The 20,603-nt window shown below is 71.5% G+C and carries 25 protein-coding genes; 15 read left to right on the top strand and 10 right to left on the bottom strand.

Features of this window, described 5'->3' with window-relative positions; genetic code table 11:
• Positions 1 to 171: 171 nt before the first annotated feature.
• On the bottom strand, positions 172 to 624 hold the full coding sequence (locus K338_RS0112390) for a VOC family protein (protein WP_022918488.1): 453 nt from the start codon (positions 622 to 624) through the stop codon (positions 172 to 174).
• 48 nt (positions 625 to 672) lie between these two features.
• On the bottom strand, positions 673 to 2,121 hold the full coding sequence (locus tag K338_RS22430; protein ID WP_211218228.1) for an MFS transporter: 1,449 nt from the start codon (positions 2,119 to 2,121) through the stop codon (positions 673 to 675).
• A 108-nt stretch (positions 2,122 to 2,229) separates the two neighbouring features.
• Between K338_RS22430 and K338_RS22425 the strand changes: the two genes are divergently transcribed.
• A complete protein-coding gene (locus tag K338_RS22425) occupies positions 2,230 to 2,688 on the top strand; it encodes a MarR family winged helix-turn-helix transcriptional regulator (protein ID WP_022918486.1) in 459 nt (152 codons plus the stop codon).
• 8 nt (positions 2,689 to 2,696) lie between these two features.
• Here K338_RS22425 and K338_RS0112375 read toward each other — a convergent pair whose 3' ends face one another.
• Entirely contained in the window at positions 2,697 to 3,380 is a 684-nt protein-coding gene (locus K338_RS0112375; protein WP_022918485.1) for a M23 family metallopeptidase, read from the bottom strand.
• Positions 3,381 to 3,538: 158 nt separating this feature from the next.
• Here K338_RS0112375 and K338_RS0112370 point away from each other — a divergent pair, with 158 nt between their 5' ends.
• Both K338_RS0112370 and K338_RS25590 read left to right on the top strand, forming a co-directional pair.
• A complete protein-coding gene (locus K338_RS0112370; RefSeq protein ID WP_022918484.1) occupies positions 3,539 to 4,147 on the top strand; it encodes a maleylpyruvate isomerase family mycothiol-dependent enzyme in 609 nt (202 codons plus the stop codon).
• On the top strand, positions 4,147 to 4,302 hold the full coding sequence (locus K338_RS25590) for a hypothetical protein (RefSeq protein WP_022918483.1): 156 nt from the start codon (positions 4,147 to 4,149) through the stop codon (positions 4,300 to 4,302). Before K338_RS0112370 ends, K338_RS25590 begins: the two co-directional genes overlap by 1 nt.
• Before the next feature lie 98 nt (positions 4,303 to 4,400).
• Here K338_RS25590 and K338_RS0112355 read toward each other — a convergent pair whose 3' ends face one another.
• Both K338_RS0112355 and K338_RS0112350 read right to left on the bottom strand, forming a co-directional pair.
• Positions 4,401 to 5,135, bottom strand: a complete 735-nt coding sequence (locus tag K338_RS0112355) for a PIG-L deacetylase family protein (protein ID WP_022918481.1) — start codon at positions 5,133 to 5,135, stop codon at positions 4,401 to 4,403.
• Between the two features lie 28 nt (positions 5,136 to 5,163).
• Positions 5,164 to 5,874, bottom strand: coding sequence for a GNAT family N-acetyltransferase (locus K338_RS0112350; protein ID WP_022918480.1), 711 nt, complete (start codon positions 5,872 to 5,874; stop codon positions 5,164 to 5,166).
• Positions 5,875 to 6,036: 162 nt separating this feature from the next.
• On the opposite strand from K338_RS0112350, the gene K338_RS0112345 reads away from it, so the two are divergent.
• The gene (locus K338_RS0112345) at positions 6,037 to 6,993 is read left to right on the top strand and encodes an RNA polymerase subunit sigma-70 (protein ID WP_022918479.1); all 957 of its coding nucleotides are present in this window, start codon (positions 6,037 to 6,039) and stop codon (positions 6,991 to 6,993) included.
• A gap of 16 nt (positions 6,994 to 7,009) precedes the next feature.
• On the opposite strand, the gene K338_RS0112340 is transcribed toward K338_RS0112345, so the two are convergent.
• Complete coding sequence (locus tag K338_RS0112340; RefSeq protein WP_027286781.1) at positions 7,010 to 7,480, bottom strand: COG4315 family predicted lipoprotein; 471 nt, start codon at positions 7,478 to 7,480, stop codon at positions 7,010 to 7,012.
• Between the two features lie 165 nt (positions 7,481 to 7,645).
• Between K338_RS0112340 and K338_RS0112335 the strand changes: the two genes are divergently transcribed.
• From K338_RS0112335 to K338_RS0112320, 4 genes are read left to right on the top strand one after another with little or no spacing between them, the layout of a single operon-like run.
• Positions 7,646 to 8,224 carry an RNA polymerase sigma factor gene (locus K338_RS0112335; protein WP_022918478.1) on the top strand — a complete coding sequence of 193 codons (579 nt, stop codon included), beginning with the start codon at positions 7,646 to 7,648 and terminating at the stop codon, positions 8,222 to 8,224.
• Complete coding sequence (locus tag K338_RS0112330; protein WP_022918477.1) at positions 8,217 to 8,906, top strand: hypothetical protein; 690 nt, start codon at positions 8,217 to 8,219, stop codon at positions 8,904 to 8,906. Before K338_RS0112335 ends, K338_RS0112330 begins: the two co-directional genes overlap by 8 nt.
• 60 nt (positions 8,907 to 8,966) lie before the next feature.
• Positions 8,967 to 9,368 (top strand): cupredoxin domain-containing protein, encoded by a 402-nt coding sequence (locus K338_RS22420; RefSeq protein WP_084481114.1) that lies wholly within the window; start codon positions 8,967 to 8,969, stop codon positions 9,366 to 9,368.
• Positions 9,368 to 9,826 (top strand): hypothetical protein, encoded by a 459-nt coding sequence (locus K338_RS0112320; RefSeq protein ID WP_027286780.1) that lies wholly within the window; start codon positions 9,368 to 9,370, stop codon positions 9,824 to 9,826. The genes K338_RS22420 and K338_RS0112320 overlap by 1 nt, the downstream gene beginning before the upstream one ends.
• Here the strand turns inward: K338_RS0112320 and K338_RS0112315 are convergent.
• The 3 genes from K338_RS0112315 to K338_RS0112305 all read right to left on the bottom strand — a co-directional run bounded on the left by K338_RS0112315 (position 9,819) and on the right by K338_RS0112305 (position 12,866).
• Positions 9,819 to 10,217 (bottom strand): VOC family protein, encoded by a 399-nt coding sequence (locus tag K338_RS0112315; protein WP_022918474.1) that lies wholly within the window; start codon positions 10,215 to 10,217, stop codon positions 9,819 to 9,821. The two genes, K338_RS0112320 and K338_RS0112315, sit on opposite strands and share 8 nt — an antisense overlap.
• A complete protein-coding gene (locus K338_RS22415; RefSeq protein WP_022918473.1) occupies positions 10,214 to 11,512 on the bottom strand; it encodes an MFS transporter in 1,299 nt (432 codons plus the stop codon). The genes K338_RS0112315 and K338_RS22415 overlap by 4 nt, the downstream gene beginning before the upstream one ends.
• 121 nt (positions 11,513 to 11,633) lie before the next feature.
• Positions 11,634 to 12,866: an NAD(P)-binding domain-containing protein gene (locus tag K338_RS0112305; RefSeq protein ID WP_084481111.1), complete on the bottom strand. Its 1,233-nt coding sequence runs from the start codon at positions 12,864 to 12,866 to the stop codon at positions 11,634 to 11,636.
• Between the two features lie 119 nt (positions 12,867 to 12,985).
• On the opposite strand from K338_RS0112305, the gene K338_RS0112300 reads away from it, so the two are divergent.
• The 7 genes from K338_RS0112300 (at position 12,986) to K338_RS0112270 (ending at position 18,082) form a co-directional block, all read left to right on the top strand.
• Positions 12,986 to 14,077 (top strand): tellurite resistance/C4-dicarboxylate transporter family protein, encoded by a 1,092-nt coding sequence (locus K338_RS0112300; RefSeq protein ID WP_245542959.1) that lies wholly within the window; start codon positions 12,986 to 12,988, stop codon positions 14,075 to 14,077.
• A 30-nt stretch (positions 14,078 to 14,107) separates the two neighbouring features.
• Entirely contained in the window at positions 14,108 to 14,674 is a 567-nt protein-coding gene (locus K338_RS24545) for a methyltransferase family protein (RefSeq protein ID WP_051154803.1), read from the top strand.
• Positions 14,671 to 15,603, top strand: a complete 933-nt coding sequence (locus K338_RS0112290; protein WP_027286778.1) for an aldo/keto reductase — start codon at positions 14,671 to 14,673, stop codon at positions 15,601 to 15,603. Before K338_RS24545 ends, K338_RS0112290 begins: the two co-directional genes overlap by 4 nt.
• 72 nt (positions 15,604 to 15,675) lie before the next feature.
• On the top strand, positions 15,676 to 16,809 hold the full coding sequence (locus K338_RS0112285; protein ID WP_022918469.1) for a methyltransferase domain-containing protein: 1,134 nt from the start codon (positions 15,676 to 15,678) through the stop codon (positions 16,807 to 16,809).
• Positions 16,810 to 16,868: 59 nt separating this feature from the next.
• Positions 16,869 to 17,066 carry a CopG family transcriptional regulator gene (locus K338_RS0112280; RefSeq protein ID WP_245542958.1) on the top strand — a complete coding sequence of 66 codons (198 nt, stop codon included), beginning with the start codon at positions 16,869 to 16,871 and terminating at the stop codon, positions 17,064 to 17,066.
• Positions 17,063 to 17,446: a type II toxin-antitoxin system death-on-curing family toxin gene (locus K338_RS0112275; RefSeq protein WP_027286776.1), complete on the top strand. Its 384-nt coding sequence runs from the start codon at positions 17,063 to 17,065 to the stop codon at positions 17,444 to 17,446. The genes K338_RS0112280 and K338_RS0112275 overlap by 4 nt, the downstream gene beginning before the upstream one ends.
• Positions 17,447 to 17,488: 42 nt before the next feature.
• The gene (locus K338_RS0112270; RefSeq protein WP_022918467.1) at positions 17,489 to 18,082 is read left to right on the top strand and encodes a DinB family protein; all 594 of its coding nucleotides are present in this window, start codon (positions 17,489 to 17,491) and stop codon (positions 18,080 to 18,082) included.
• A 106-nt stretch (positions 18,083 to 18,188) separates the two neighbouring features.
• Here the strand turns inward: K338_RS0112270 and K338_RS0112265 are convergent, their stop codons facing one another.
• On the bottom strand, positions 18,189 to 20,408 hold the full coding sequence (locus K338_RS0112265) for an NADP-dependent isocitrate dehydrogenase (protein WP_022918466.1): 2,220 nt from the start codon (positions 20,406 to 20,408) through the stop codon (positions 18,189 to 18,191).
• Between the last annotated feature and the right edge of the window lie 195 nt (positions 20,409 to 20,603).

Genomic DNA, 20,603 nt, shown 5'->3' with positions numbered 1-20,603 from the left:
CTCCTCGTCGCCGCGCAGCGCGTTGTCGTACCGCGCCGCCACATCGGGGCCGAAGCTGGTCGTCGGGTCGAATCCATCCATATGAGCGATCGCACCATGGCCGCGGGCGAGCAGCAATGTACTACTCCGCCGACCGGGCGGTCAGCCGTTAGCGCTCGTCGCCCGAGGTGCTCAGTGAGTGCTCGTGGCGGCGGAGCCGTGTGTAGCCACGAGCTCCACCTCGAAGCCGTCCGAGGATGCCAGGTAGGCGGCGTAGTGCTCCGGCCCGCCGGCGAACGGGTGCCGGTCGGGGAACAGCAGCGTCCAGCCGTGGGCGGGCGCCTCGGCGGTCAGGGTGTCCACGTCCGCAGCGCTGCCGGCGTGCAACGCCAGGTGGTTCATCCCTGGGCGGAGCCGGTCGTGGCCGGTCCCGCTCATCGCGGGGGAGGCCTCCACCACCAGGTAGGAGGTGCCCCGCCGCCAGCTGCACCCCTCCGGCCAGTCCTGGAACGGCTGGTAACCCAGCCGGCCCAGCAACCAGCCCCACTCCCGCCGGGCCCGGTCCAGGTCCGGCACCCACAGCTCCAGGTGGTGCAGGCTGCCGACGGCGGGACTGGCCTCGGTCGGAACGTCCGGGTCGGTCATCGGTCCAGCATCCCATCCGCGCCTGGCGCAGGTCGAGGCGGCGCCCGGTCAGCCCGCCAACGAATCCTCCGCCGTCCGGTCTCCCTGCTCGGTGCGGACCGGCGGGATGCTGCGCTGCGGCCGGTCCCGCGGGACCAGCAGGGTGATCCCCGCCCCGACCAGCGCGGCCAGCGCGCCGACCGCGAAACAGAGCTGGAAGGCGGTGGCGGTGGGGATCGGTGGCGTCCCGGGAGCGAGCACCTGGGTCTGGCTGGTCAGCAGCGCGGCCATCACCGCACCGGCAGTGGTGGTGCCCAGCGAGCGCATCAGGCTGTTCACGCCGACGCTGGAACCGGACTCGCTGCGGGGCACGTTGTCCATCACCAGGGTCGGCATCGCCGCGTAGCCGATACCCACTCCGGAGCAGGCGACGATCGTGGCCACCATCAGCTGCCACGGTGCAGCCATCAACCCGAGCGCCGCCCCGTATCCGGCGGCGAGCACCACGGCACCGGCTGCCATCGTCAGCCGGGGACCGAGCCGGGTGATCATCCGGCTGGAGACCGGTGCCATCACCAGCATCATCAGCCCGGCCGGCGCCATCCACACACCGACCATGAGGATGGATTGCCCCAGGCCGTACCCGGTCGCCGCCGGTGCCTCCAACAGCTGCGGTACCACGATCGACTGGGCCATCATGCCGAAACCGATGAGGACGGCCGCCAGGTTCGTGAACAGCACCGCCGGGCGGGCCATCGTGCGCAGGTCCACCAGCGGGGCGCTCTGCCGGAGCTCGTAACCACCCCAGACGAGCAGCACCAGGAGACCGCCGGCGATGCAGCCCCAGGTGGTCAGCGAGCCCCAGCCCCAGGCCGAGCCCTTGGAGATGCCGATCAGCAGGGCGGCCAGCCCCAGCGCCAGCCCGAGCATGCCGACCACGTCCAGCCGACCGGGGGAGCGCTCGTCCTGCTCCGGCACCACCAGCCAGGAGACCACGATCACCACGGCCGCCAGACCTGCGGAGACCCAGAACAGGTCGTGCCAGGAGCGGTACTGGGCGATCCATGCCGCCAGCGGCAGCCCGAGCGCACCGCCGACCCCGAGAGTGGCGCTGACCGCCGCCACTGCCCCGGCTCGCAGGTGCGGCGGGGCCACCTCGCGCACCAGAGAGATCGCCACCGGGATGTACCCCATCGCCACCCCCTGCAGTGCCCGGCCGAGCAGCACCGGTCCGAGCGTGCTGGCGGCGGCGGTGACCACCGACCCGACCAGCAGGATCGCTGCGGAGACGAGGATCACCCGCTTCTTGCCGTACATATCCGCCAGCCGACCGGAGACCGGCATCGCGATCCCGCCGGCGAGCAGCGTCACGGTGACCACCCAGGAGGTGTTCGAGGCGTTCGTGCCGAGCAACTCGGGCAGCTCGGACTGGATCGGGATCACCAGCGACTGCATCAACGCCCCGGACAGGCTGCCGAAGCAGAGCACGGCGATGACCAGGGCAGGGGGCAGTGGCACACGTGTGGATGCGAACGAGGGCATCGGACTCCAGAATCGTGTATGTAACTTACATATCTGGTGTGTAAGGTACATGGAGGAGAGGCAGCAGGTCAATCAGGAGGAGCGATGTCACAGGACCCGGCCAGCCGCGCCGAACCCGGTGGTGAGGGTGCGTCGTTAGCGGCCCTGCTGCAACGGCTGGACACGTTGCGCCGTGTGGTCCTGCGTCGAGCGGAGCTGAACGCTGCCGACATGCGGTTGCTGTGGCTGCTGTCCGACGGGCGAGCCCGCACGTTCCGGGAGATCTCCGAGGACCTCGCGCTGGAGCAGTCCACGGTGAACCGGCAGGTGAACGGCGCCGCACGCACCCAGCTGGTGCAGATCGCCGAGGGACATCCGGCCCGGCAGGTGCGGGCCACCGACGAGGGCGTGGCCGCCTACCGCAGCGATGTCGACCGGATCCTGGCCAGCTACGGGGACGCGCTGGAGCGGATGGGGCCGGCGCGCACCGCCGAGCTGACCGACCTGCTGGCAGAGTTCATCGACGCCTACCAGCACGTGGTGCGCCCGGAGGACACCCCCTAGCCCGACCCTCAGCCCGGACCGGACAACGGTTCGACCACGCTGCGCTCTGCCGGGAGACCGCGGGTGCGCACAGTGCTCGTCGTGGTCGTCTGCCACACCCGGAAGTCCCGGAAGACCAGAGGGAGCCCGACGGCGGAGCCGAAGTCGGTCCGGTCCGTGGCCTGCACGTGCACGCAGGGGGAGGTGGAGTTGCCCGAGTTGCCGCACTCGGCCAGCACCTGGCCGGGCACCACCTGCTGTCCGGGACGTACCTGCAGCGAGCCGCGGCGCAGGTGCACCAGGGTGATGAACGCGCCGCTGACCTCGTCGGCGATCACCACGTGGTTCCCGGCGATGGCCGGGATGCCCGCGCGCACCCGGGAGGCCTGGGTGAGGGCGTAGCCGAGCAGCGTGATCGGGGAACGCCGGGCCTCGTGGTCGTCCTCACCATCGTGCACGGCCACCACCGCACCGGCGCACGGCGCCAGCACCTGCCGGCCGAAGGCGACGAACCGCTCCGGCGGTTCGGTGCCCAGCCAGGTACGCCAGTCGGTGGTCGTGGCCAGCCGGTGCGCCTGGTCCACGCCGACGAAGTCGATCGCGTAGGTCGAGCCCATCAGGTGGGTGCCGTGGCTGGGCACGCGCCGCGCCGGGCTCATCTGGGTCAGCCAGCGGCCCCGGAACGGTAGCTGCAGCACCACCTCTGCGCCCATCCCACCTCCTGCCCGATGATGCTACCCACCCATCCCCCCTACGCGAACGCTCTGGTTCGCGGCCGCTGAACCGATTCACAGCGCGAACCAGAGCGTTCGCGAACACTGGACCGATGAGTTCTGGTGCACCCGGACGTACTACTGGTGAGGAGGAACAGATGACCGACACCACCAGCATCACCGAGGAGACCTACGCCGAGCGGGCCAGGCTGGCCGCCCTGCTCGCCACGCTGTGCCCCCAGCAGTGGGCGCAGCAGACGCTGTGCAGCGGCTGGCGGGTGCGGGAGGTGGTGGCGCACATGACCGCGCCGTTCCACACTGCGCCGCTGCGGATGCTCGCTGGCATCCTGCGGGCCGGTCTGAGCTATGACCGGTACGCCGCTCGCGCCGCCCGGGCGGACACCGCCCGGATGGACGACGAGCGGTTGCTGCAGATCGTGCAGCAGAACCTTCGTACCCCGTGGCCACGCTCCGCCGGGGGCGCTGTCGGCGGGCTGAGCCACGACGTGATCCACGGTCTGGACATCACCGAGCCGCTCGGGCTGGAACGGGTCCCCGCTGCACGGGTCGCACGGGTGCTCGGGCTGACCAGCCCGCGCAGCCTCGCCTACTTCGGCGTGGACCTCAGCGGGTGCCGGCTGGTCGCCACCGATGCCGACGCAGCCATCGGTACCGGTGCCAACGTGCCACTGCCGGCCCACGAGATCCTGCTCGTGGTCACCGGGCGGCATACCCTGGCCGAGGCCCGAGAGCGGGAGGGCATCTGATGGTCAGCAAGAGCGAGCTGCGGGAGCGGGCTCTGGCCCTGCCCGAGGTGGCTGAAGGCTCGCACTTCGGCATGCCGGCCTTCGCCGTGCAGGGCAGCGGCTTCGCCAGCATCAGCAAAGGACGGCTGGCTGCAGCCACGGCTGGGCTGTGCTGACCACAGCGCAGCTCGACCGCTGGTTGCCCGCGTCCTGGGCGGACCGGGTGCCGGCTGCCCTGGTGCGGGACCAGCACCCGGGAGCCTCCGCCGTCGACTCATGACATCGGGAACACCCGCACCGGGAGCGCGTGCGGAACGCCGGCAGCCGCACCGCCACCGTCGGTGATCCCGGTGATCAGCTCCCGCGGTGCCGGGTGCTCCGGTAGCGCGGCGAGGTAGACCTCGTGCGCCGCGAGCGAAGCGATGCCCCGCTCCACCGACTGCTCGCTGAGCTCGATCGCGTGCGTGGGCGCAGCACCGTTGACCAGCAACCACCGGGTGCCCCAGGCATCCAGGTGTTCCTCGGTGAGCTGGGACCGGAACAGCCACGGGTTGTCTGCGTCCCGGATCGCGTCCACCACGGCGATCCCGGCAGCGCGGTGGTCGGCATGGTTCAGGCCCCAGCCCGGTTCCATCTCCCAGGTGGTGCACATGACCGCATCCGGCCGGAACTGCCGGATCTGCCGGGCGATCTGCTCCCGGGTGGCCACGTCGGCCTGCAGCAGCCCGTCCGGCAGGTCGAGGATGGTCAGGTCGCTCACCCCGACCAGCTCGCAGGCCCGCCGTTGCTCGTCGGCCCGCAGCCGTGCGACCTCGGCCGGGTCCTGGTTCCGGATGCCGGCCTCTCCGGCGGTGAGCAGCAGGTAGCCGACCTGCACCCCGCGAGAGGTCCACTCCGCCACCGCCGCGGACCCGCCGTACTCCATGTCGTCGGGGTGGGCGACCACGCACAGCACGCGGTCGACCTCCTCGGTGAACAGCTCCAGTGTCGGTGCCTGCGCAGTAGCCATGTCCCGACCCTAGCCCCCGGTGCTGGCCTCAGTCCTCCGGCGGCATGTCCCAGGACCCGAACTGTGCCATCCCCGCCGACAGCGCCACCGCCGCAGAGGCGGCATTGGTGTGGTAGCAGCGGTACTGCGGCTGGTAGTCCAGCTGCAGCAGCCGGCGGGAGATCGCGCGCACCACTGCCCGGGCGTGCCCGCGGCCGCGGCGCTCCGGGTGGGTGATCACCCCGACGTCCGCCAGCCGGGAGCCGTCCCAGACATACGCACTCGCCGCGGCCACCAGCACGCCCTCGACCACCACACCGAACACCAGCCAGTGGTCCAGCTCGACGAATGCCTCGTCCAGGTCGTCGGCCGAGCAGGCGGAGGTGAACGTGGTGAACAGGGCTTCATCGGCGCCGGTGAGCTCACGGACTCCCGCGTCGTCGGCTTCGGCCCGCACCGCCTCGGCGGCCGCGACCGGCAGGTAGTGCAGGTAGTCGGCACCGTTGAGCTCGACTTTCGCTGCACGTAGGCGGTCCAGGACGTCCTCGGCGCTCGTCCCGCTGGCCGGCTCGCTCAGCCCAGCGGCCTGCGCCACGTCCGGGTGCAGGCAGATCTTGGTGAAGTCGTCAGTGGACAGCACGCCGACCTGACGCTCGGGAGCGAGGTCGGGGTTGACCGTCAGCCGGAACCGGCCCTCCTCGAGCAGCACACGTCCGTGCAGGGCCTGCGCCCAGTAGTCGGTGACCACGGCGGAGAACACCGCATCTCCTTTCCGCCCCGCGGTCCTTCCGCCCGGACTCGGCTGAGCCTATCGGGCCGCAGTCACCCGCCGGCCAGACATTTTCGTGCCCGCACTCGTGTTCTACTCTGGTGTCAGCGTCCCGACCAGGAGGGTGGGCATGACCGGCACTGCGGCAGGCCGATGACCGCCACCGCGCAAGTCACCATGGCGGTACTGGAGGAGCACCGGACCCGGCTCACCGGCTACTGCTACCGAATGCTCGGTTCTGCGGAGTGCGAGGATGCGGTACAGGAGACGTTCCTGCGGGCGCTGCGGTATGCGGACCGCTTCGACCCCGACCGCGCCGCACTGAGCACCTGGTTGCACCGGATCGCCACGAACGTGTGCCTGGACCTGCTCCGGGGCGCCCGACGCCGGGCGCTGGCCATCGACCTGGGCCCGGCAGCCCAGGGCGGTGACCTCGGCGCGCCGCTGCCGCCGGAGGCGTTCGTCGAACCGATGCCCGACGCTCGGGTGCTCGCGGTCACCGATCCCTCCGAGCAGGTGGCTGCCCGGGAGACTGTCCGGCTAGCGTTCCTGGCGGTCCTGCAGACGCTCCCACCGCGGCAGCGGGCCGTGCTGCTGCTGCGCGAGGTGCTCGCCTTCTCCGCCCGCGAGACCGCCGAGATCGTGCAGTCCTCAGAAGCTGCAGTCAGTTCCGCGCTGCAGCGCGCCCGGGCCACGCTCGCCAACCGGCCGCTGGCACCCGCTGACGTGCGCGACGAGGGCGACCCACACCAGCGCGAGCTGCTCGAGGCGTACGTCGCCGCGTTCGAGGGGCACGACGTGCACGCGCTGGTGCGGCTGCTGCGCATCGACGCCGCCTCCTCGATGCCACCGTTCCTCTGGTGGATCTCCGGTGCGGAGCGGATCGCCACCGTGATGACCGCCAGCGACGCCTGCGCCGGGGACCGACTCGTCCCGACGGCGATCAACGGCACAGCGGGCTTCGGCCAGTACCGCCCGGACGAGAGCGGCGTGCTGCGCCCGTTCGCGCTCCTCGCCCTGGAGCTGCGCGAGGGTCAGGTGGCGCACCTGGTCACCTTCTTCGGCAGCGGGTCCAGGTTCGCCGAGTTCGGGCTGCCGGACCGGCTGTGACCGGTGGGCGGGCGCCTCAGTAGCCCGAGGTGCCGACCGGTACCGCATCGGTGACCTGCTCGCCGTCGGGGGTGAGGACGTACCAGACGTCGTTCACACCCTGCCCGGTCAGGTCACCGGGGGCGGAGTCCTGGGCGAAGTAGTACAGCGGCCAGCCGGCGTAGGTGGCCTGGGTGGAGCCGTCGTCGCGCTCGATCGTGCCGAGCAGCGAGACGTCGATGCCGTCCCCGGCGCTCGGCTCGCCGGTCAGCGGCGGCCACGCCTCCAGGCAGTCGCCGGTGCAGCTGCTCATCTCAGGGGAGTCCTGGGTGAACAGGTACAGCGTCATACCCGCTGCGTCGGTCACGATGTCGCCGACGGCGGAGCTCGCCACGGTCAGCGTGGGCGCCTCCCCGGTGGGTTCGGTCGCGGGCTCCTCCTCGTTCCCGCCGCAGCCGCTCAGGGCTACGGCTACAGCCAGCAGCAGGGCTGGCAGCAGGCGTCGCATCGGAAGTCTCCTCTCCGGTCCCGGCCAGCCGGCGGCCGACACCCGGACATCTGTGGTACGCCCGCAGCCCGGTGCAGGGATTGCCTGCCGGTCCCCGCCGACCGGTCTGGAGCGGGTCTGCCGCCCGGGCAATCCCAGCACCCGCCGCGGGACGTACTGTGGGGTATGGCAGTCCTCTCCCGCGCGGACCGGGCGCACGATGCGGCTCTGCTCGCCGGCCTGGCCACGGACGACCCGGACGTCGCGGCCGCGTTCGTGCGCCGGTTCGAGCGCGCGGTGTACGGGATGGCGGTGAGCATCACCCGCGACGCCGCGCTCGCCGAGGATGTCAGCCAGGAGGCGTTCCTGCGGGCCTGGGGCGCGGCGACCAGCTACGATATCCGCAGGGCGTCGGTGCTGACCTGGTTGCTCACCATCACTCGGAACGCCGCCATCGACGCGGTCCGCGCGCGGCGGCAGACCCCCACCGAGGACGCCATCCTGGACCAGCTGCTCGAGGAGACGGCGCGCACCGGCCCCGACCCGGAGCAGACCGCCCTGCACCGGGTGGAGACCGAGCGCGCGATCCGCCACCTGCACCGGCTCTCGCCGGCACAGGCCCGGGCGGTGGTGCTCGCGGTGCTCGGCGGCTGCACGGCGGCCGAGGTCGGTGAGCGCGAAGGGATCCCGCTGGGCACGGCGAAGACCCGGATCCGGGACGGGCTGTGCCAGCTGCGCCAGCACATGGAGGTCGACCATGACTGACCACCCCGACGCCGACGACCTCATCTCCCTCGCTCTCGGGCACCTCGATGGCGACCGGGCCGAGGATCTCGCCGCGCACCTGACGGTCTGTGCGCAGTGCCGCCGGGCCTACGACGGGTACGCGGACTCGATCGCGCTGCTGCTGCCGGCCAGCCCACGAACCGCACCACCGCCGGGTTTCACGGCACAGGCCCTGGACCGGCTCGATCGGGCCCGGCACGCCGGCACCGGCCGCACCGGCAACCGCGCCACGGCCCGCGGCTGGGTGCGGCCGCTCCGGGTCGCCGCGATACTCGTGGTCGGCCTGGTCCTCGGTGCCGGGGCGGTGCTCGGTTGGCCCGAGGGCGAGCCGGCGCCCGCGCCGAGCACCACCCCGGAGCCGAGCAGCACCACCGCCTGGCACGCCGCACTGCTCACCGCCGACGGGCGACCTGTGGGCGCGGTGACGCACAGCTACTCCGCGGACGGCCCGGTGCTGGTGCTCGAGGTCACCGGCGGCGCCGCGGGGGAGGAGCTGACCTGCCGGCTGGTCGGCGCCGACGGCACGGCCCGGGACATCGCCCACTGGCAGCTCAGCGACCAGCGGCCGAACAGCTGGGTGATCGACACCGGTGGGCAGGAACCGGACCAGGTGCAGCTGGTCGCCGAGGACGGCCAGGTCTGGGCGACCGCGCGGCTGTGAGCGCGTCGAGGGTCGGCCGCGTCAGCAATCTGTACCGCCCGTCGGGGACGTACCACCGGTATGACCAGGATCCAGACCCCAGCCCGCAGCACCGGCCGCCGTCTTGTGCTCGCGCTGCTGGTGCTGCTCACCCTGCTGCTGCCGGCCTGCTCCGCCGCGGGCGACCAGAGCGGAGCCACCGGACCGGACGAGGCCGACCGGCCTGACGAGGGCGATGTCACCATCGTCATCTCCGAGTTCAGCTACCAGGTCCCGGAGTCCGTGCCGGCCGGGGCGAGCGTGACGGTGCGGAACGAGGACGAGGTCGGCCACACGGTCACCTCCGACGAGAGCGGCATCTTCGACGTGGCCGTAGGCCCGGGGGAGGAAACCAGCTTCACCGCACCCGAGGAGCCGGACGAGTATCCGTTCCACTGCATTCCGCACCCGCAGATGACGGCGACCCTGGTGGTGCAGAGCTGATGAGTGCTGCACCCGGCCCGGGCCCCGCCCTCCGGCCGGTCGCCAGGACCGGCAGACGGGCAGTGCTGGTGGGCCTGCGGATGGTTGTCGTGGCCGGGCTCGCGGTCGATGCCGCGGTGCACTGGAGCCTTGCCGGTGCGATGGACCTGGACGCCCCTGGTGGCATCGGCGGTGGCGCCCTGTTCCGTGGGCAGGCCGTGCTCGCCGCGGTCACCGCCGTGCTCGTGCTCCTGCTCGCCCGACGGGCCACCTACGTGCTGGCCGTACTGGTCGCCGGCTCCGCCCTCGCAGCCGTGCTCGCCTACGCCTACCTGCCGATCCCGGCGATCGGACCGATCCCGTCCATGTACGACCCGTTCTGGTACTCGGCCAAGGTGATCACCGCGGTCGCCGAGGCGCTCGCCGTGGCCGCAGCCGTGGCGGCACTGGTGCTCGGCGCCCGCAGGTCCCTCAGGTGAACAGGCAGAACGGGTGGCCGGCCGGATCGAAGAATACGCGCACGTCCTCCTGCGGCTGCTCCTCGGCAAGCCGGGCGCCACACTCCAAGGCCCACGCGCTCGCCGCGGCCAGGTCCGCCACGTACAGGTCGAGATGCTGGCTGGCCAGCTGCTGGCCGGGCCGGGCCGGCCACACCGGGGCCGACCAGCACCGCTCGTACTCGAAGTTCAGCGTCCGCCCGCCAGCGCGCACCTGCGCCCACCCGGCCTGCTCCGGCTCCCCGGGGCGCGCCGGTTCGCTCGCAGTGACCTCACCACCGAGCAGGGTGGCGTAGAACGCCGCCAGCTCACGGGGCGCCGGCGCCCCGATGGTCACCGACGCCCACTCGATCCGTGCTGGTCGCGACCTCACTTCGCCACGGTAGCCCCGGACGCACCGGAAGCGCCCGCGGCACCGGGTGCACCGGCAGCATCTGCGGCCTCCGCGGTGCGCCGGACCACGGTGAGGGTCAGCACCAAGGTGAGCACCGCCGTCGCCGCGAGCAGCCACAACCCGATCGCGTAGGAGTCGGTGCGCCCGTACACGTACCCCATGATCAGCGGCGGGACGAACCCGCCGAGCCCGCCGGCAGCGCCCACCAGCCCGGTCACCCCGCCCACCCGGGCCGGGTCGGTGACCTTGGCGATCAGCGCGAACGTGGCCCCGGACCCGGCACCGAGCGTCGCGGCCATCGCCAGGAACGCTGCCGCACCCGCAGGCTCGAGCACCGGTTCGAACGCGGAGACCGCCGCTCCCACGGCCACCACCACGAACACCACGGACAGCACCCGGATCGCGCCCAGCTTGTCCGCCAGCCAGCCGCCCACCGGGCGCAGCACCACCGCCACGGCCACGAACCCGGCCATCCGCGCCGCCGCATCGCCGGGCGCCAGCTCGTAGGTGGTCTTCAGGTAGGAGGGCAGGTACACCGAGAACGCCACGTACCCGCCGAAGGACACGGCGTACAGCACGCACGCCTGCCAGGTGATCGGCAGTACCGCGTTGGACCGCACCCGCGCCACCATCGACGTGCTCGGCACCACCCGGCCCGGGGCGTCCCGCAGCAGTATCCAGGCCACCGCGGCGAAGACCAGCAGCACCGCCGCCGCGATCAGGAACGGTGCCCGGTTGCCCACGTTCTGGTACAGGCTCACTGTGGTCAGCGCGCTGATCGCGGTGCCACCCATGCCGGCGCCGAAGATCCCCACGGCCAGGCCCCGCTTGGCCGGTGGGAACCAGGAGTTCACGAACGGCACCCCGACTGCGAACGCGGTGCCACCGATGCCGAGGAAGAACCCGCCGATCAGCAGTGCCACGAAGCTGGTCTGGGCGAAGAACCCGATGAACAGCACCGGCACGATCGTGGCCAGGGACACGACCACGAACATCACCCGCCCGCCGTAGGCGTCGGTCAGGGCACCCACCGGGATACGGCCCAGCGAACCGACCAGCACCGGCACGGCCACGATCAGCGACACCTGCGACTCGGTGAGCTCGCCCATGATGCCGCTGTCCCGGAACACCGGGCCCAGCGGGCTGAGCAGTGACCAGGCCCAGAAGTTCACCGCGAACCCGACCGTGGCCAGGATCGGCATCAACCAGGGGGAGGGGGCGCGCCCTGCCTCCCGGGAGTCGGGTTGTCGGGTCGGCGGCTCGGTGGCGGGCATCGGTACTGGCTCCTTCTGCTGGGAACAGCACCATCATGTCCTCACCCGGGTGGGCCTGCCAGAGGGGGCTGCGTCACATCCGGTGTGCGGGCGCGCGGAACGTGCCGCTGCCCTGTGCCGCTCAGCCCTGCTGCGTGCGCGTGCTCGAGAGCCGCCGCAGCGCCACCCGGCCCGCTGCCCGCCCGGCCCGGGTCGCGCCGATCGTGGAGGCGCTGGAGCCGTAGCCGACCAGCAGCACCCGCTCGTCGGCAGCCACCTCCACCTCCGAACGCATCCGGATGCCGCCGCCGCGTTCCCGCAGCCGCAGCGGGGCGAGGTGGTCCAGCGCGGCCCGAAAGCCGGTGTTCCAGAAGATCACGTCCACGTCCATCTCCACCGGCTCGGCGAACGGCTGCCACGACGCGGGAAGCGCCAACGCACCGGAAGCGGACGGACCAAGCCCACCTGCGCCGTCGGGAGCCTGGCGGGCATACCCGGGGAAGTGCACGCTGCCTGGGCCGATGCGGGTGATCATGCCGCGACTGACCAGCACCCCGGACTCCACCCCGGCCACGTACTCCGGCAGCATCGGTATCCCGGTCGTGCGCACCACGCTCGCGGGCGCCAGCCCGGCGCTGGTGCGCTCGCGGACGGCGGCCTCCACGTCCAGCCCCCAGCGCGCGTCGAACGTGCGGTCGGTGAAGTTCGGCGGGCGGCGGGTGGCCCAGACGGTGTCGGTCACCGGCGCCAGCTGGAGCAGGAACTGCACGGCGGACAGCCCGCCTCCGACCACCAGCGTGCGCCGGCCGGTGAAGTCCTCCGCAGCCCGGAAACCGACGGTGTGCAGCTGGACGCCGGTGAACGTCTCGATCCCGGGCACGTAGGGCACGTACGGGCGGGACCAGGTGCCGGTGGCGTTGATCAGCAGCTGAGTGGTGATGGCCGACGGCGTTCCCTGGGTCTCGTAGTGCACGGTGAGCAGGTCCGGGGCCGGCCCGGAGCGCACCGCCTGCACCTGAGCGGGCCGGTGCACCCGCAGGTCCAGGTCCTGCTCGTAGCGGCCGTAGTAGTCGGCGACCACCTGGGAGGCAGGTCGCTCGGGGTCCACCGGGCCCAGCGGCAGCCCGGGCAGGTCGGCGATGCCGTGCGCGCGGCCCAGGGTGAGGGAGTCCCACCGGTTGCGCCACGCGCCGCCCGGACCTTCCCCGGCATCGAGGACCAGCAGGTCGGCCTCCGGGCGCAGTCCCGCCTGCACCAGCGTGCGCGCCGCCGCCAGGCCCGCCTGGCCGGCGCCGATCACCACCACCTGGAACGGGGCACAGGGGGAGCTGGGCGGCGCCTCGGGCTCAGGTCCGGGACCCACCGAATGCTTCATGCTTCAAGTATTACCTGAGGTGCCGCAGGAGTGCAGTGACCTGGCGCACGTCCGGTGTCCCAGACTGGCCGGCGACCGCCCGACCGGCGGTTGCCCGCGCCGCCGCTACCATCGGCCAGGTGAGCAGTACCGTGACCGCCCGTGCCGACAACGCTGTCGCGGGCCTGACCCCCGGGTACTTCGCCCTGGTGATGGCCACCGGCATCCTGTCCATCGGTGCGGAGCTGGAGGGCGTCACCGTGCTCTCCACGGTGCTGCTCGTGCTCTGCGCGGTGGTGTTCGTGCTGCTGCTGGCGCTCACCGGGCTACGGCTGCTGCGCCACCGGGACCGGATCGCCGAGGACTTCCTCGACCCGGCCCGCGCCTTCGGGTTCTTCACCTATGTGGCCGGCACCAACGTGCTCGGGGTGCGGCTGTTCATGTCCGGCTACCACACCATCACCGCCGTGTTCCTCGCCCTGACGCTGCTGGCCTGGTTCGTGCTCGGCTACGTGGTGCCGTGGACCGCTGTGCTGTCCAAGACCGAACGGCCGGTGGTCAAGTACGCCAACGGCACCTGGTTCATCTGGGTGGTGGCCAGCCAGTCGGTGGCCGTGGCCGCCGCCACGCTCGAGCCCACCGGGGAGAGCATGCGCGGGGCGCTGGCGATCGTGGCCGTGCTCAGCTGGTCGGTCGGGGTGTTCCTGTACGCCGCTGCCGGGGTGATGGTGGCGTTGCGGATGATGCTGTACGAGCTGAAGCCGGTCGACCTGAACCCGCCGTACTGGGTGTCCATGGGGGCGTGCGCCATCACCGTGCTCGCCGGTGCCCGGATCGTGGAGATGGCCGCAGCGCCGATGGTCGACGCCACCCGGGGGCTGGTGGCGGGCCTGGCGGTGGTGTTCTGGAGCTTCGCCACCTGGCTGGTGCCGGTGCTGTTCGGGGTGGGACTGTGGCGGCACTGGCGGCACCGCATCCCGTTGCGGTACGAGGCCACACTGTGGTCGATGGTCTTCCCGCTGGGTATGTACGCGGTGGCTGGCATCTACCTGGGTCGAGCGGACATGTTGCCGATCGTCGGCTGGATCGGCCGGGCCGAGCTGTGGCTGGCGATGGCGGTCTGGTTGCTGGTGTTCGTCGCCATGCTGCGGCACCTGTACACCACAGTGCTGCGCCGGCCGGGCTCCGGGGCGGACCTAGCCGGTGGCGCCGATGCCGCTGGCGGTCGATGATGGAGGTCCCGACACTGGAGCGCTGATCGTATGACCACATCTTCTCCCGACGCCGAGGCACCGACCGGTATGGTTCCGATCCCACCGGTGCTGTTCGGCCTCGCCGCCACCGGCCAGCGGATGCTCAGTCGCCGCAGGAAGCGGTCCCGGGACGAGGAGAGCGGGCGCCGCCACCCGGGCGCGGCCGGTCCCCGCCGGCCGGACCGTTCCCGCCGCCGTGGCTGCCGATGCTCAGGTGGTCGCAAGGTGCTCAGTGTCGGCGTGGCCGGCGCCTCGGTGGCGCTGCTGGCCGCCGGCGCCAGCGAGCTGACCGAGGCGGGCACCAGCCTGGACGCCCGCACCCCCGGCCACGCCTCGGCACTGGTGACCTCCGGCGTGTTCGCCCGCACCCGCAACCCGCTCTACCTGGGCCTGACCGGCCTGCTCGTGGCCCACGCCCTGTGGCTGGGCTCCAAGCGCGCCCTGCTGCCGGCCGGTGTGTTCCTGGTGGTGATCGACCGCTACCAGGTGCCCGCGGAGGAGGCCGCGCTCGCGGAGAAGTTTGGCAAGGCCTACCGCACCTACACCGAGACGGTGCCGCGCTGGTTGCTGCGATGAGGGCACGCACCCTGCCCGGGACCACCATCACTGCCCCGAACGTGGTGCTCGGGCTGATGCGCATCGCCCAGCGCAGCGACGAGCAGATCCGCGAGCTGGTCGCTGCCGCGCGGGAGGTCGGCATCGACTTCTTCGACCACGCAGACATCTACGGTGGCGCCCCGCACGCCTGCGAGCGCCGGTTCGGCGAGGCGCTGCGGCTGTCCTCGGCCGAGCGGGAGCAGGTCACCATCCAGTCCAAGTGCGGCATCGTGCCCGACGGGCCGTACTTCGACTTCTCCTCCGCCCACATCGTCGACTCGGTGCACGGGTCACTGGCGGCACTGGGCACCGACTACCTGGACCTCCTGCTGCTGCACCGTCCGGACGCGCTGGTGGAGCCCGACGAGGTGGCCCGCGCCTTCGACGAGCTCGCTGCCGCCGGGAAGGTGCGCTACTTCGGCGTCTCCAACCACACCCCGGCCCAGATCGAGCTGCTCCGGGCCAGCCTGGACCAGCCGCTGGTGGTCAACCAGCTGCAGCTGTCCTTGCCGCACGCGCCGATGGTCGCCCAGGGGCTGGCCGCGAACATGACCGGTCTGGACCAGTCCCTCCAGCGCGACGGCGGCGTGCTGGACTACTGCCGGTTGCACCAGATCACCGTGCAGGCCTGGTCCCCGTTCCAGGCGGGCCAGGGCAGGGGAGTGTTCCTCGGCTCGCCGGACTATCCGGAGCTGAACGCGGTGATCGACCGCCTGGCCGCCGGATACGGGGTGGCGCCGGAGGCGATCGCGACCGCATGGATCACCCGGCACCCGGCCCAGATGCAGGTGGTGCTCGGCACCACCACCCCGGCCCGGGTGCGCGCCGCAGCGGAGGGCTCCGACCTACCGCTGACCCGCCCGGAGTGGTACGAGCTCGCCCGGGCCGCCGGCCACCACGTGCCCTGACCAGCACCGGCCATCCCGTGGCGGGCCGATAATCACTGTCCCGGACCGCACGGCCTCGCTACGGTCCCCACCATGCCGATCAGCCTGGTCCGTTCCGCCACCCTCGCACCCACCGACTACGCCTACGCCGCCGCCACCGGCGCCGGCGACCGGCTGCTCTTCCTGGCCGGCGCCTGCCCGCTGGACGAGTCGGGACGAACGGTAGGCGAGGGCGACTACGAGGCCCAGGCCCACGCCGTCGTGCGCAACCTCACCCAGGCCCTGGCCGACGGCGGAGCGAGCCTTCGCGACGTCGCGTTCACTCGCGTACTGGTCGCCTCGCGCGACAGGGGCGACCTGGTTGCCGTGTGGGACGTGGTCCGGGCCGCCTTCGGCGACCACGACGTGCCTTCCACGCTGCTCGGCGTGACCGTGCTCGGCTACCCCGGCCAGCTCGTGGAGGTGGAGGCGGTCGCCGCCCTGCCGGAGGCCGACTCCTTCGCCGACGGCGGGTTCAGCGACCCCCGGCTGGCCGCGCTGTACGACCCGCTCGACCCGGACCGCTCCGACCTGGATGAGTACGCCGCCATCGCCGCGGAGCTGGGTGTCAGCAGTGTGCTGGACGTCGGTTGCGGCACCGGCACTTATCCCTGCCTGCTGGCCGGCCGCGGGTTGCAGGTCACCGGTGTGGACCCGGCGGCCGCCTCGGTGGACGTGGCCCGTGGCAAGCCTGGCGCCGAGGCGGTCACCTGGCTGGTGGGGGATGCCACCACGCTGCCGCCGATGCAGGTGGACCTGGCCACGATGACCGCCAACGTCGCCCAGGTGTTCACCACCGACGCCTCCTGGGAGGCCACCCTCACCGGCATCCGCCGGGCCCTTCGACCCGGTGGCCACCTGGTGTTCGAGACCCGGATCCCGGAGGTGCGGGCCTGGGAGCGGTGGAACAAGGAGCACACGTTCTCCTCGGTGGATGTGCCGGGTACCGGCCGGGTGGAGACCTGGAACGAGCTGCTGGACGTGCGCGGGGAGCTGGTCACCTTCCGCGGGGTGGTGCGCCTGGTGGACGAGGACGTGACGATCCCCTCGGTCTCCACGCTGCGGTTCCGCTCCCGGGAGCAGATCGAGGCCTCGCTGGTCCGGTGCGGGTTCGAGGTGGTCGAGGTGGGTGACACCGCATATGCGCCGGGGCGTGCTTGGCTGTTCCACGCCCGCCGCACCGACTGACTCTGCATGCCCGGGACCTCCTCGGCTGATACCACAGTGATACCATCGTGACCATGGCGATGACCTTGCGATTGACACCGGAGCAGGACGAGGCGCTGGCCGCCCTCGCCGCCGCGCACCGGGTGAGCAAGCACGAGGCCGCCGTCCGGGCGATCGAGGACGCGGCACTGCGCTCGGGCCATCGGGACCGGGTCCAGGCACTGTCCGGTGAGGGCCGGGATCGGTATGCGGCCCTGCTGCACCGCCTGTCACAGTGAACATCCCGGAGCCGGCCATCCACCTCACCGTCGAGGACCTGCTGGCTCTGGCCGAAGACCTCGGCGTGTGCGTGGTGCGCGACGTCGGCCTGCTGGATGCGGCCGCGCATCGACCGACCGCCGTATTCTGGGGCCGCGAGGCGTATCCGTCGGTGCACCAGAAGGCCGCGGCACTGCTGGAGTCCATCACCAGGAACCACCCGCTCGTGGATGGCAACAAGCGGCTCGGCTGGCTGTCGGTGTTCGTCTTCTGCGGGCTCAACGGCTGGAATCTTCGGGCCCCGGAGGATGAGGCCTACGAGCTGGTGATCGGCGTTGCTACCGGCCGCGTGCCCATCGACGAGAGCGCCGCACTGCTGGCTCGCTGGGTGCTGCCGTGACTGGCCTGACGGGAGGTCCGGGTCCGGGAGTACTGTTCCGGGATGGATGACCTCAAGGAGACCCTCACCCGGTATCTGGACGAGCTGCACGACGCCCTGCTCTGGAAGCTCGACGGCCTCGGGGAGTACGACCTGCGCCGACCGCTGACGCCGACCGGCACCAACCTGCTCGGCCTGGTCAAGCACGTGGCGGCAGTGGAGGCGGAGTACTTCGGGCTGGTGTTCGACCGCCCGTTCCCGGACCCGCCGGCCTGGCTCGTGGCGCAGGAGCAGCCGGACAACGTGGACATGTGGGCCACCGCCGAGGAGTCCACCGCATCGATCCTGGACTTCTTCGCCCGGGTGCGGGCGCACGGCAGGCAGACCATCGCCGCGCTCGACCTGGATGCCCCTGGGTATGTGTCCTGGTGGGGCGCGGAGGGGCAGCAGGTGACTCTCGGGCGGGTGCTGGTGCACGTGGTCAGCGAGGTGGCCCGGCACGCCGGACATGCCGACATCGTCCGCGAGCTGATCGACTCCGCCGCTGGCCTGGCCGAGCGGAACAGCAACCTGCCCAGCCGGGATGCCGCCTGGTGGGCCGAGTACTACGACCGGGTGCAGCGCGCCGCCGAGCGGGCCGCCGGCCGCCCCACCTGAGCCCTGGAAGTGAAAATGCTCGTCGATCTGGCCGCGAATCGTGACCAGATCGACGAGCAATTTCGTCTCAGACGAGCTTCTTCGTCCAGGTGGTTGCGGTGGCGGCTCAGCCCAGGGTGGCGAGGACCTTGTTCAAGGTGGCCGACGGGCGCATCACGGCGCTGACCTTCGCCTCGTCGGGGCGGTAGTAGCCGCCGATGTCCGCCGGAGAACCCTGCACAGCGAGCAGCTCGGCAGTGATCGTCTCCTCGTTCTCCGCCAGCGCTGTGGCCAGCGGGGCGAACCGGGTGGCCAGGTCGGCGTCCGCGGACTGGTTCGCCAGCTCCCGGGCCCAGTACAGCGCCAGGTAGAAGTGGCTGCCGCGGTTGTCGATCTCCCCGGCCTTGCGGCTCGGGGACTTGTTCTCGTTCAGGAACGTGGCAGTGGCTGCACTCAAGGTGTCGGCCAGCACCTGCGCCCGGGTGTTGCCGGTGCTGGTGGCCAGGTGCTGGAAGCTCTCCGCCAGTGCGAGGAACTCGCCCAGGCTGTCCCAGCGCAGGTGGTTCTCCTCCACCAGCTGCTGCACGTGCTTGGGGGCGCTGCCGCCTGCGCCGGTCTCGAACAGTCCGCCGCCGCCGAGCAGCGGCACCACGGACAGCATCTTGGCGCTGGTGCCCAGCTCCAGGATCGGGAACAGGTCGGTCAGGTAGTCCCGCAGCACGTTCCCGGTCACCGAGATGGTGTCCTCCCCACGGCGGATCCGTTCCAGGGAGAAGGCCGTCGCCTCGGCCGGAGACATGATCTCGATCTGCAGACCTTCCGTGTCGTGCTCGGGCAGGTACTCCTTCACCTTGGCGATCAGGTTCCGGTCGTGCGCACGGGTCTCGTCCAGCCAGAACACTGCCGGGCTGCCCGTGGCCCGGGCACGGGTCACGGCCAGCTTCACCCAGTCCCGGATCGGGGTGTCCTTCGTCTGGCAGGCGCGCCAGATGTCCCCGGCCGAGACCGGGTGGCTCATCAGCACCTCACCAGAACCGCTGACCACCTCCACGGTGCCCGTGCCGGTGATCTCGAAGGTCTTGTCGTGGCTGCCGTACTCCTCGGCCTTCTGTGCCATCAGACCCACGTTCGGCACGGAGCCCATCGTGGTCGGGTCGAAGGCACCGTTGGCGCGGCAGTCCTCGATCACTGCCTGGTAGACGCCGGCGTAGCTGGAGTCCGGGATCACCGCGAGAGTGTCCTGCTCCTGGTCGTCGGCGTTCCACATGTGCCCGGAGGTGCGGATCATCGCCGGCATCGAGGCGTCGATGATCACGTCGCTGGGCACGTGCAGGTTGGTGATGCCCTTGTGCGAGTTCACCATCGCCAGCGCCGGCCCTTCGGCCAGACCCTTGTCGATCAGAGACTTCACCCCGGCAGCCACGTCGGGCGCCAGCGTGTCCAGTCCGTCCAGGATCGCGGCCAGGCCGTGCTCCGGGCCCAGGCCTGCGGCGGCGAGCTCCTGCCCGTAGGTGGCGAACAGCTCGGGGAAGAACGCGCGCACCACCCGGCCGAAGATGATCGGGTCGGAGACCTTCATCATGGTGGCCTTCAGGTGCACGGAGAACAGCACGCCCTCGTCCTTGGCGCGCTGGACCTGGGCCGCGAGGAACTCGTCCAACGCTGCCGCCCGCATCACTGTCGCGTCCACGACCTCCCCGGCCAGCACCGGGACGTTCTCCTTGAGCACTGTGCTCGTCCCGTCCGCGGCCACGAACCGGATGGTCAGCGTGTCCGCCTCCGGCACGACGACGGACTGCTCGTTGCTGCGGAAGTCGTCGGCTCCCATGGTGGCTACGTTGGTCTTCGAGTCTGCACTCCACTGGCCCATCCGGTGCGGGTGGCTGCGGGCGTAGGCCTTCACCGCCTGGGGGGCGCGGCGGTCGGAGTTGCCCTCGCGCAGCACCGGGTTGACCGCACTGCCCTTCACCGAGTCGTAGCGCGCCCGCACGTCCTTCTCCTCGGGTGTGGCCGGCTCCTCCGGGTAGTCGGGGAGCGCGTACCCCTGCGCCTGCAGCTCGGCGACGGCGGCCTTCAGCTGCGGTACGGACGCGGAGATGTTCGGCAGCTTGATGATGTTCGCCTCGGGCGTGGTGGCCAGCTCACCGAGCTCGGCCAGTGCGTCCCCGGTGCGCTGCTCAGCCGGCAGCAGGTCGCTGAAGGCTGCGATGATCCGCCCGGCCAGGGAGATGTCCCGGGTGGTCACCTGCACCTCCGCGCTGGCCGCATAGCTCTGGATCACCGGCAGCAGCGAGTGCGTCGCCAGCATCGGCGCCTCGTCAGTGTGGGTGTAGATGATGGTGGACATTGCGCAGGTTGTTCCCGTTCGTCTCGGCTGTCTCGTTTGCTCGACATCAAGATATCGGTCCTAGCCCTTCGGGGCAGTGACCGGGACCACGCGGCGCGGCCAGCTCCGCTCCCCTGGGTGACGGGTCGTGCCGATCGTGTCCGGCCGGCTGCCAGCGATCTGAAATAGCGGTGTCGTTTCACTTCCGGATAAGCG

This window comes from Ruania albidiflava DSM 18029, from assembly GCF_000421225.1.
In the GTDB taxonomy this organism is placed as follows: Bacteria; Actinomycetota; Actinomycetes; order Actinomycetales; family Beutenbergiaceae; genus Ruania; species Ruania albidiflava.
Note: the sequence above shows the minus strand (reverse complement) of the source record. Positions and strands in the feature narration are given on the sequence as shown.

Excerpts from the sequence above, each read along its gene's own strand:
- K338_RS0112390 (WP_022918488.1), bottom strand. The coding sequence starts at position 624 with ATGACCGACCCGGACGTTCCGACCGAGGCCAGTCCCGCCGTCGGCAGC.
- K338_RS22425 (WP_022918486.1), top strand. The coding sequence starts at position 2,230 with ATGTCACAGGACCCGGCCAGCCGCGCCGAACCCGGTGGTGAGGGTGCG.
- K338_RS0112375 (WP_022918485.1), bottom strand. The coding sequence starts at position 3,380 with ATGGGCGCAGAGGTGGTGCTGCAGCTACCGTTCCGGGGCCGCTGGCTG.
- K338_RS0112370 (WP_022918484.1), top strand. The coding sequence starts at position 3,539 with ATGACCGACACCACCAGCATCACCGAGGAGACCTACGCCGAGCGGGCC.
- K338_RS25590 (WP_022918483.1), top strand. The coding sequence starts at position 4,147 with ATGGTCAGCAAGAGCGAGCTGCGGGAGCGGGCTCTGGCCCTGCCCGAG.
- K338_RS0112355 (WP_022918481.1), bottom strand. The coding sequence starts at position 5,135 with ATGGCTACTGCGCAGGCACCGACACTGGAGCTGTTCACCGAGGAGGTC.
- K338_RS0112345 (WP_022918479.1), top strand. The coding sequence starts at position 6,037 with ATGACCGCCACCGCGCAAGTCACCATGGCGGTACTGGAGGAGCACCGG.
- K338_RS0112340 (WP_027286781.1), bottom strand. The coding sequence starts at position 7,480 with ATGCGACGCCTGCTGCCAGCCCTGCTGCTGGCTGTAGCCGTAGCCCTG.
- K338_RS0112335 (WP_022918478.1), top strand. The coding sequence starts at position 7,646 with ATGGCAGTCCTCTCCCGCGCGGACCGGGCGCACGATGCGGCTCTGCTC.
- K338_RS0112330 (WP_022918477.1), top strand. The coding sequence starts at position 8,217 with ATGACTGACCACCCCGACGCCGACGACCTCATCTCCCTCGCTCTCGGG.
- K338_RS22420 (WP_084481114.1), top strand. The coding sequence starts at position 8,967 with ATGACCAGGATCCAGACCCCAGCCCGCAGCACCGGCCGCCGTCTTGTG.
- K338_RS0112320 (WP_027286780.1), top strand. The coding sequence starts at position 9,368 with ATGAGTGCTGCACCCGGCCCGGGCCCCGCCCTCCGGCCGGTCGCCAGG.
- K338_RS22415 (WP_022918473.1), bottom strand. The coding sequence starts at position 11,512 with ATGCCCGCCACCGAGCCGCCGACCCGACAACCCGACTCCCGGGAGGCA.
- K338_RS0112305 (WP_084481111.1), bottom strand. The coding sequence starts at position 12,866 with ATGAAGCATTCGGTGGGTCCCGGACCTGAGCCCGAGGCGCCGCCCAGC.
- K338_RS24545 (WP_051154803.1), top strand. The coding sequence starts at position 14,108 with ATGACCACATCTTCTCCCGACGCCGAGGCACCGACCGGTATGGTTCCG.
- K338_RS0112290 (WP_027286778.1), top strand. The coding sequence starts at position 14,671 with ATGAGGGCACGCACCCTGCCCGGGACCACCATCACTGCCCCGAACGTG.
- K338_RS0112285 (WP_022918469.1), top strand. The coding sequence starts at position 15,676 with ATGCCGATCAGCCTGGTCCGTTCCGCCACCCTCGCACCCACCGACTAC.
- K338_RS0112280 (WP_245542958.1), top strand. The coding sequence starts at position 16,869 with ATGACCTTGCGATTGACACCGGAGCAGGACGAGGCGCTGGCCGCCCTC.
- K338_RS0112270 (WP_022918467.1), top strand. The coding sequence starts at position 17,489 with ATGGATGACCTCAAGGAGACCCTCACCCGGTATCTGGACGAGCTGCAC.
- K338_RS0112265 (WP_022918466.1), bottom strand. The coding sequence starts at position 20,408 with ATGTCCACCATCATCTACACCCACACTGACGAGGCGCCGATGCTGGCG.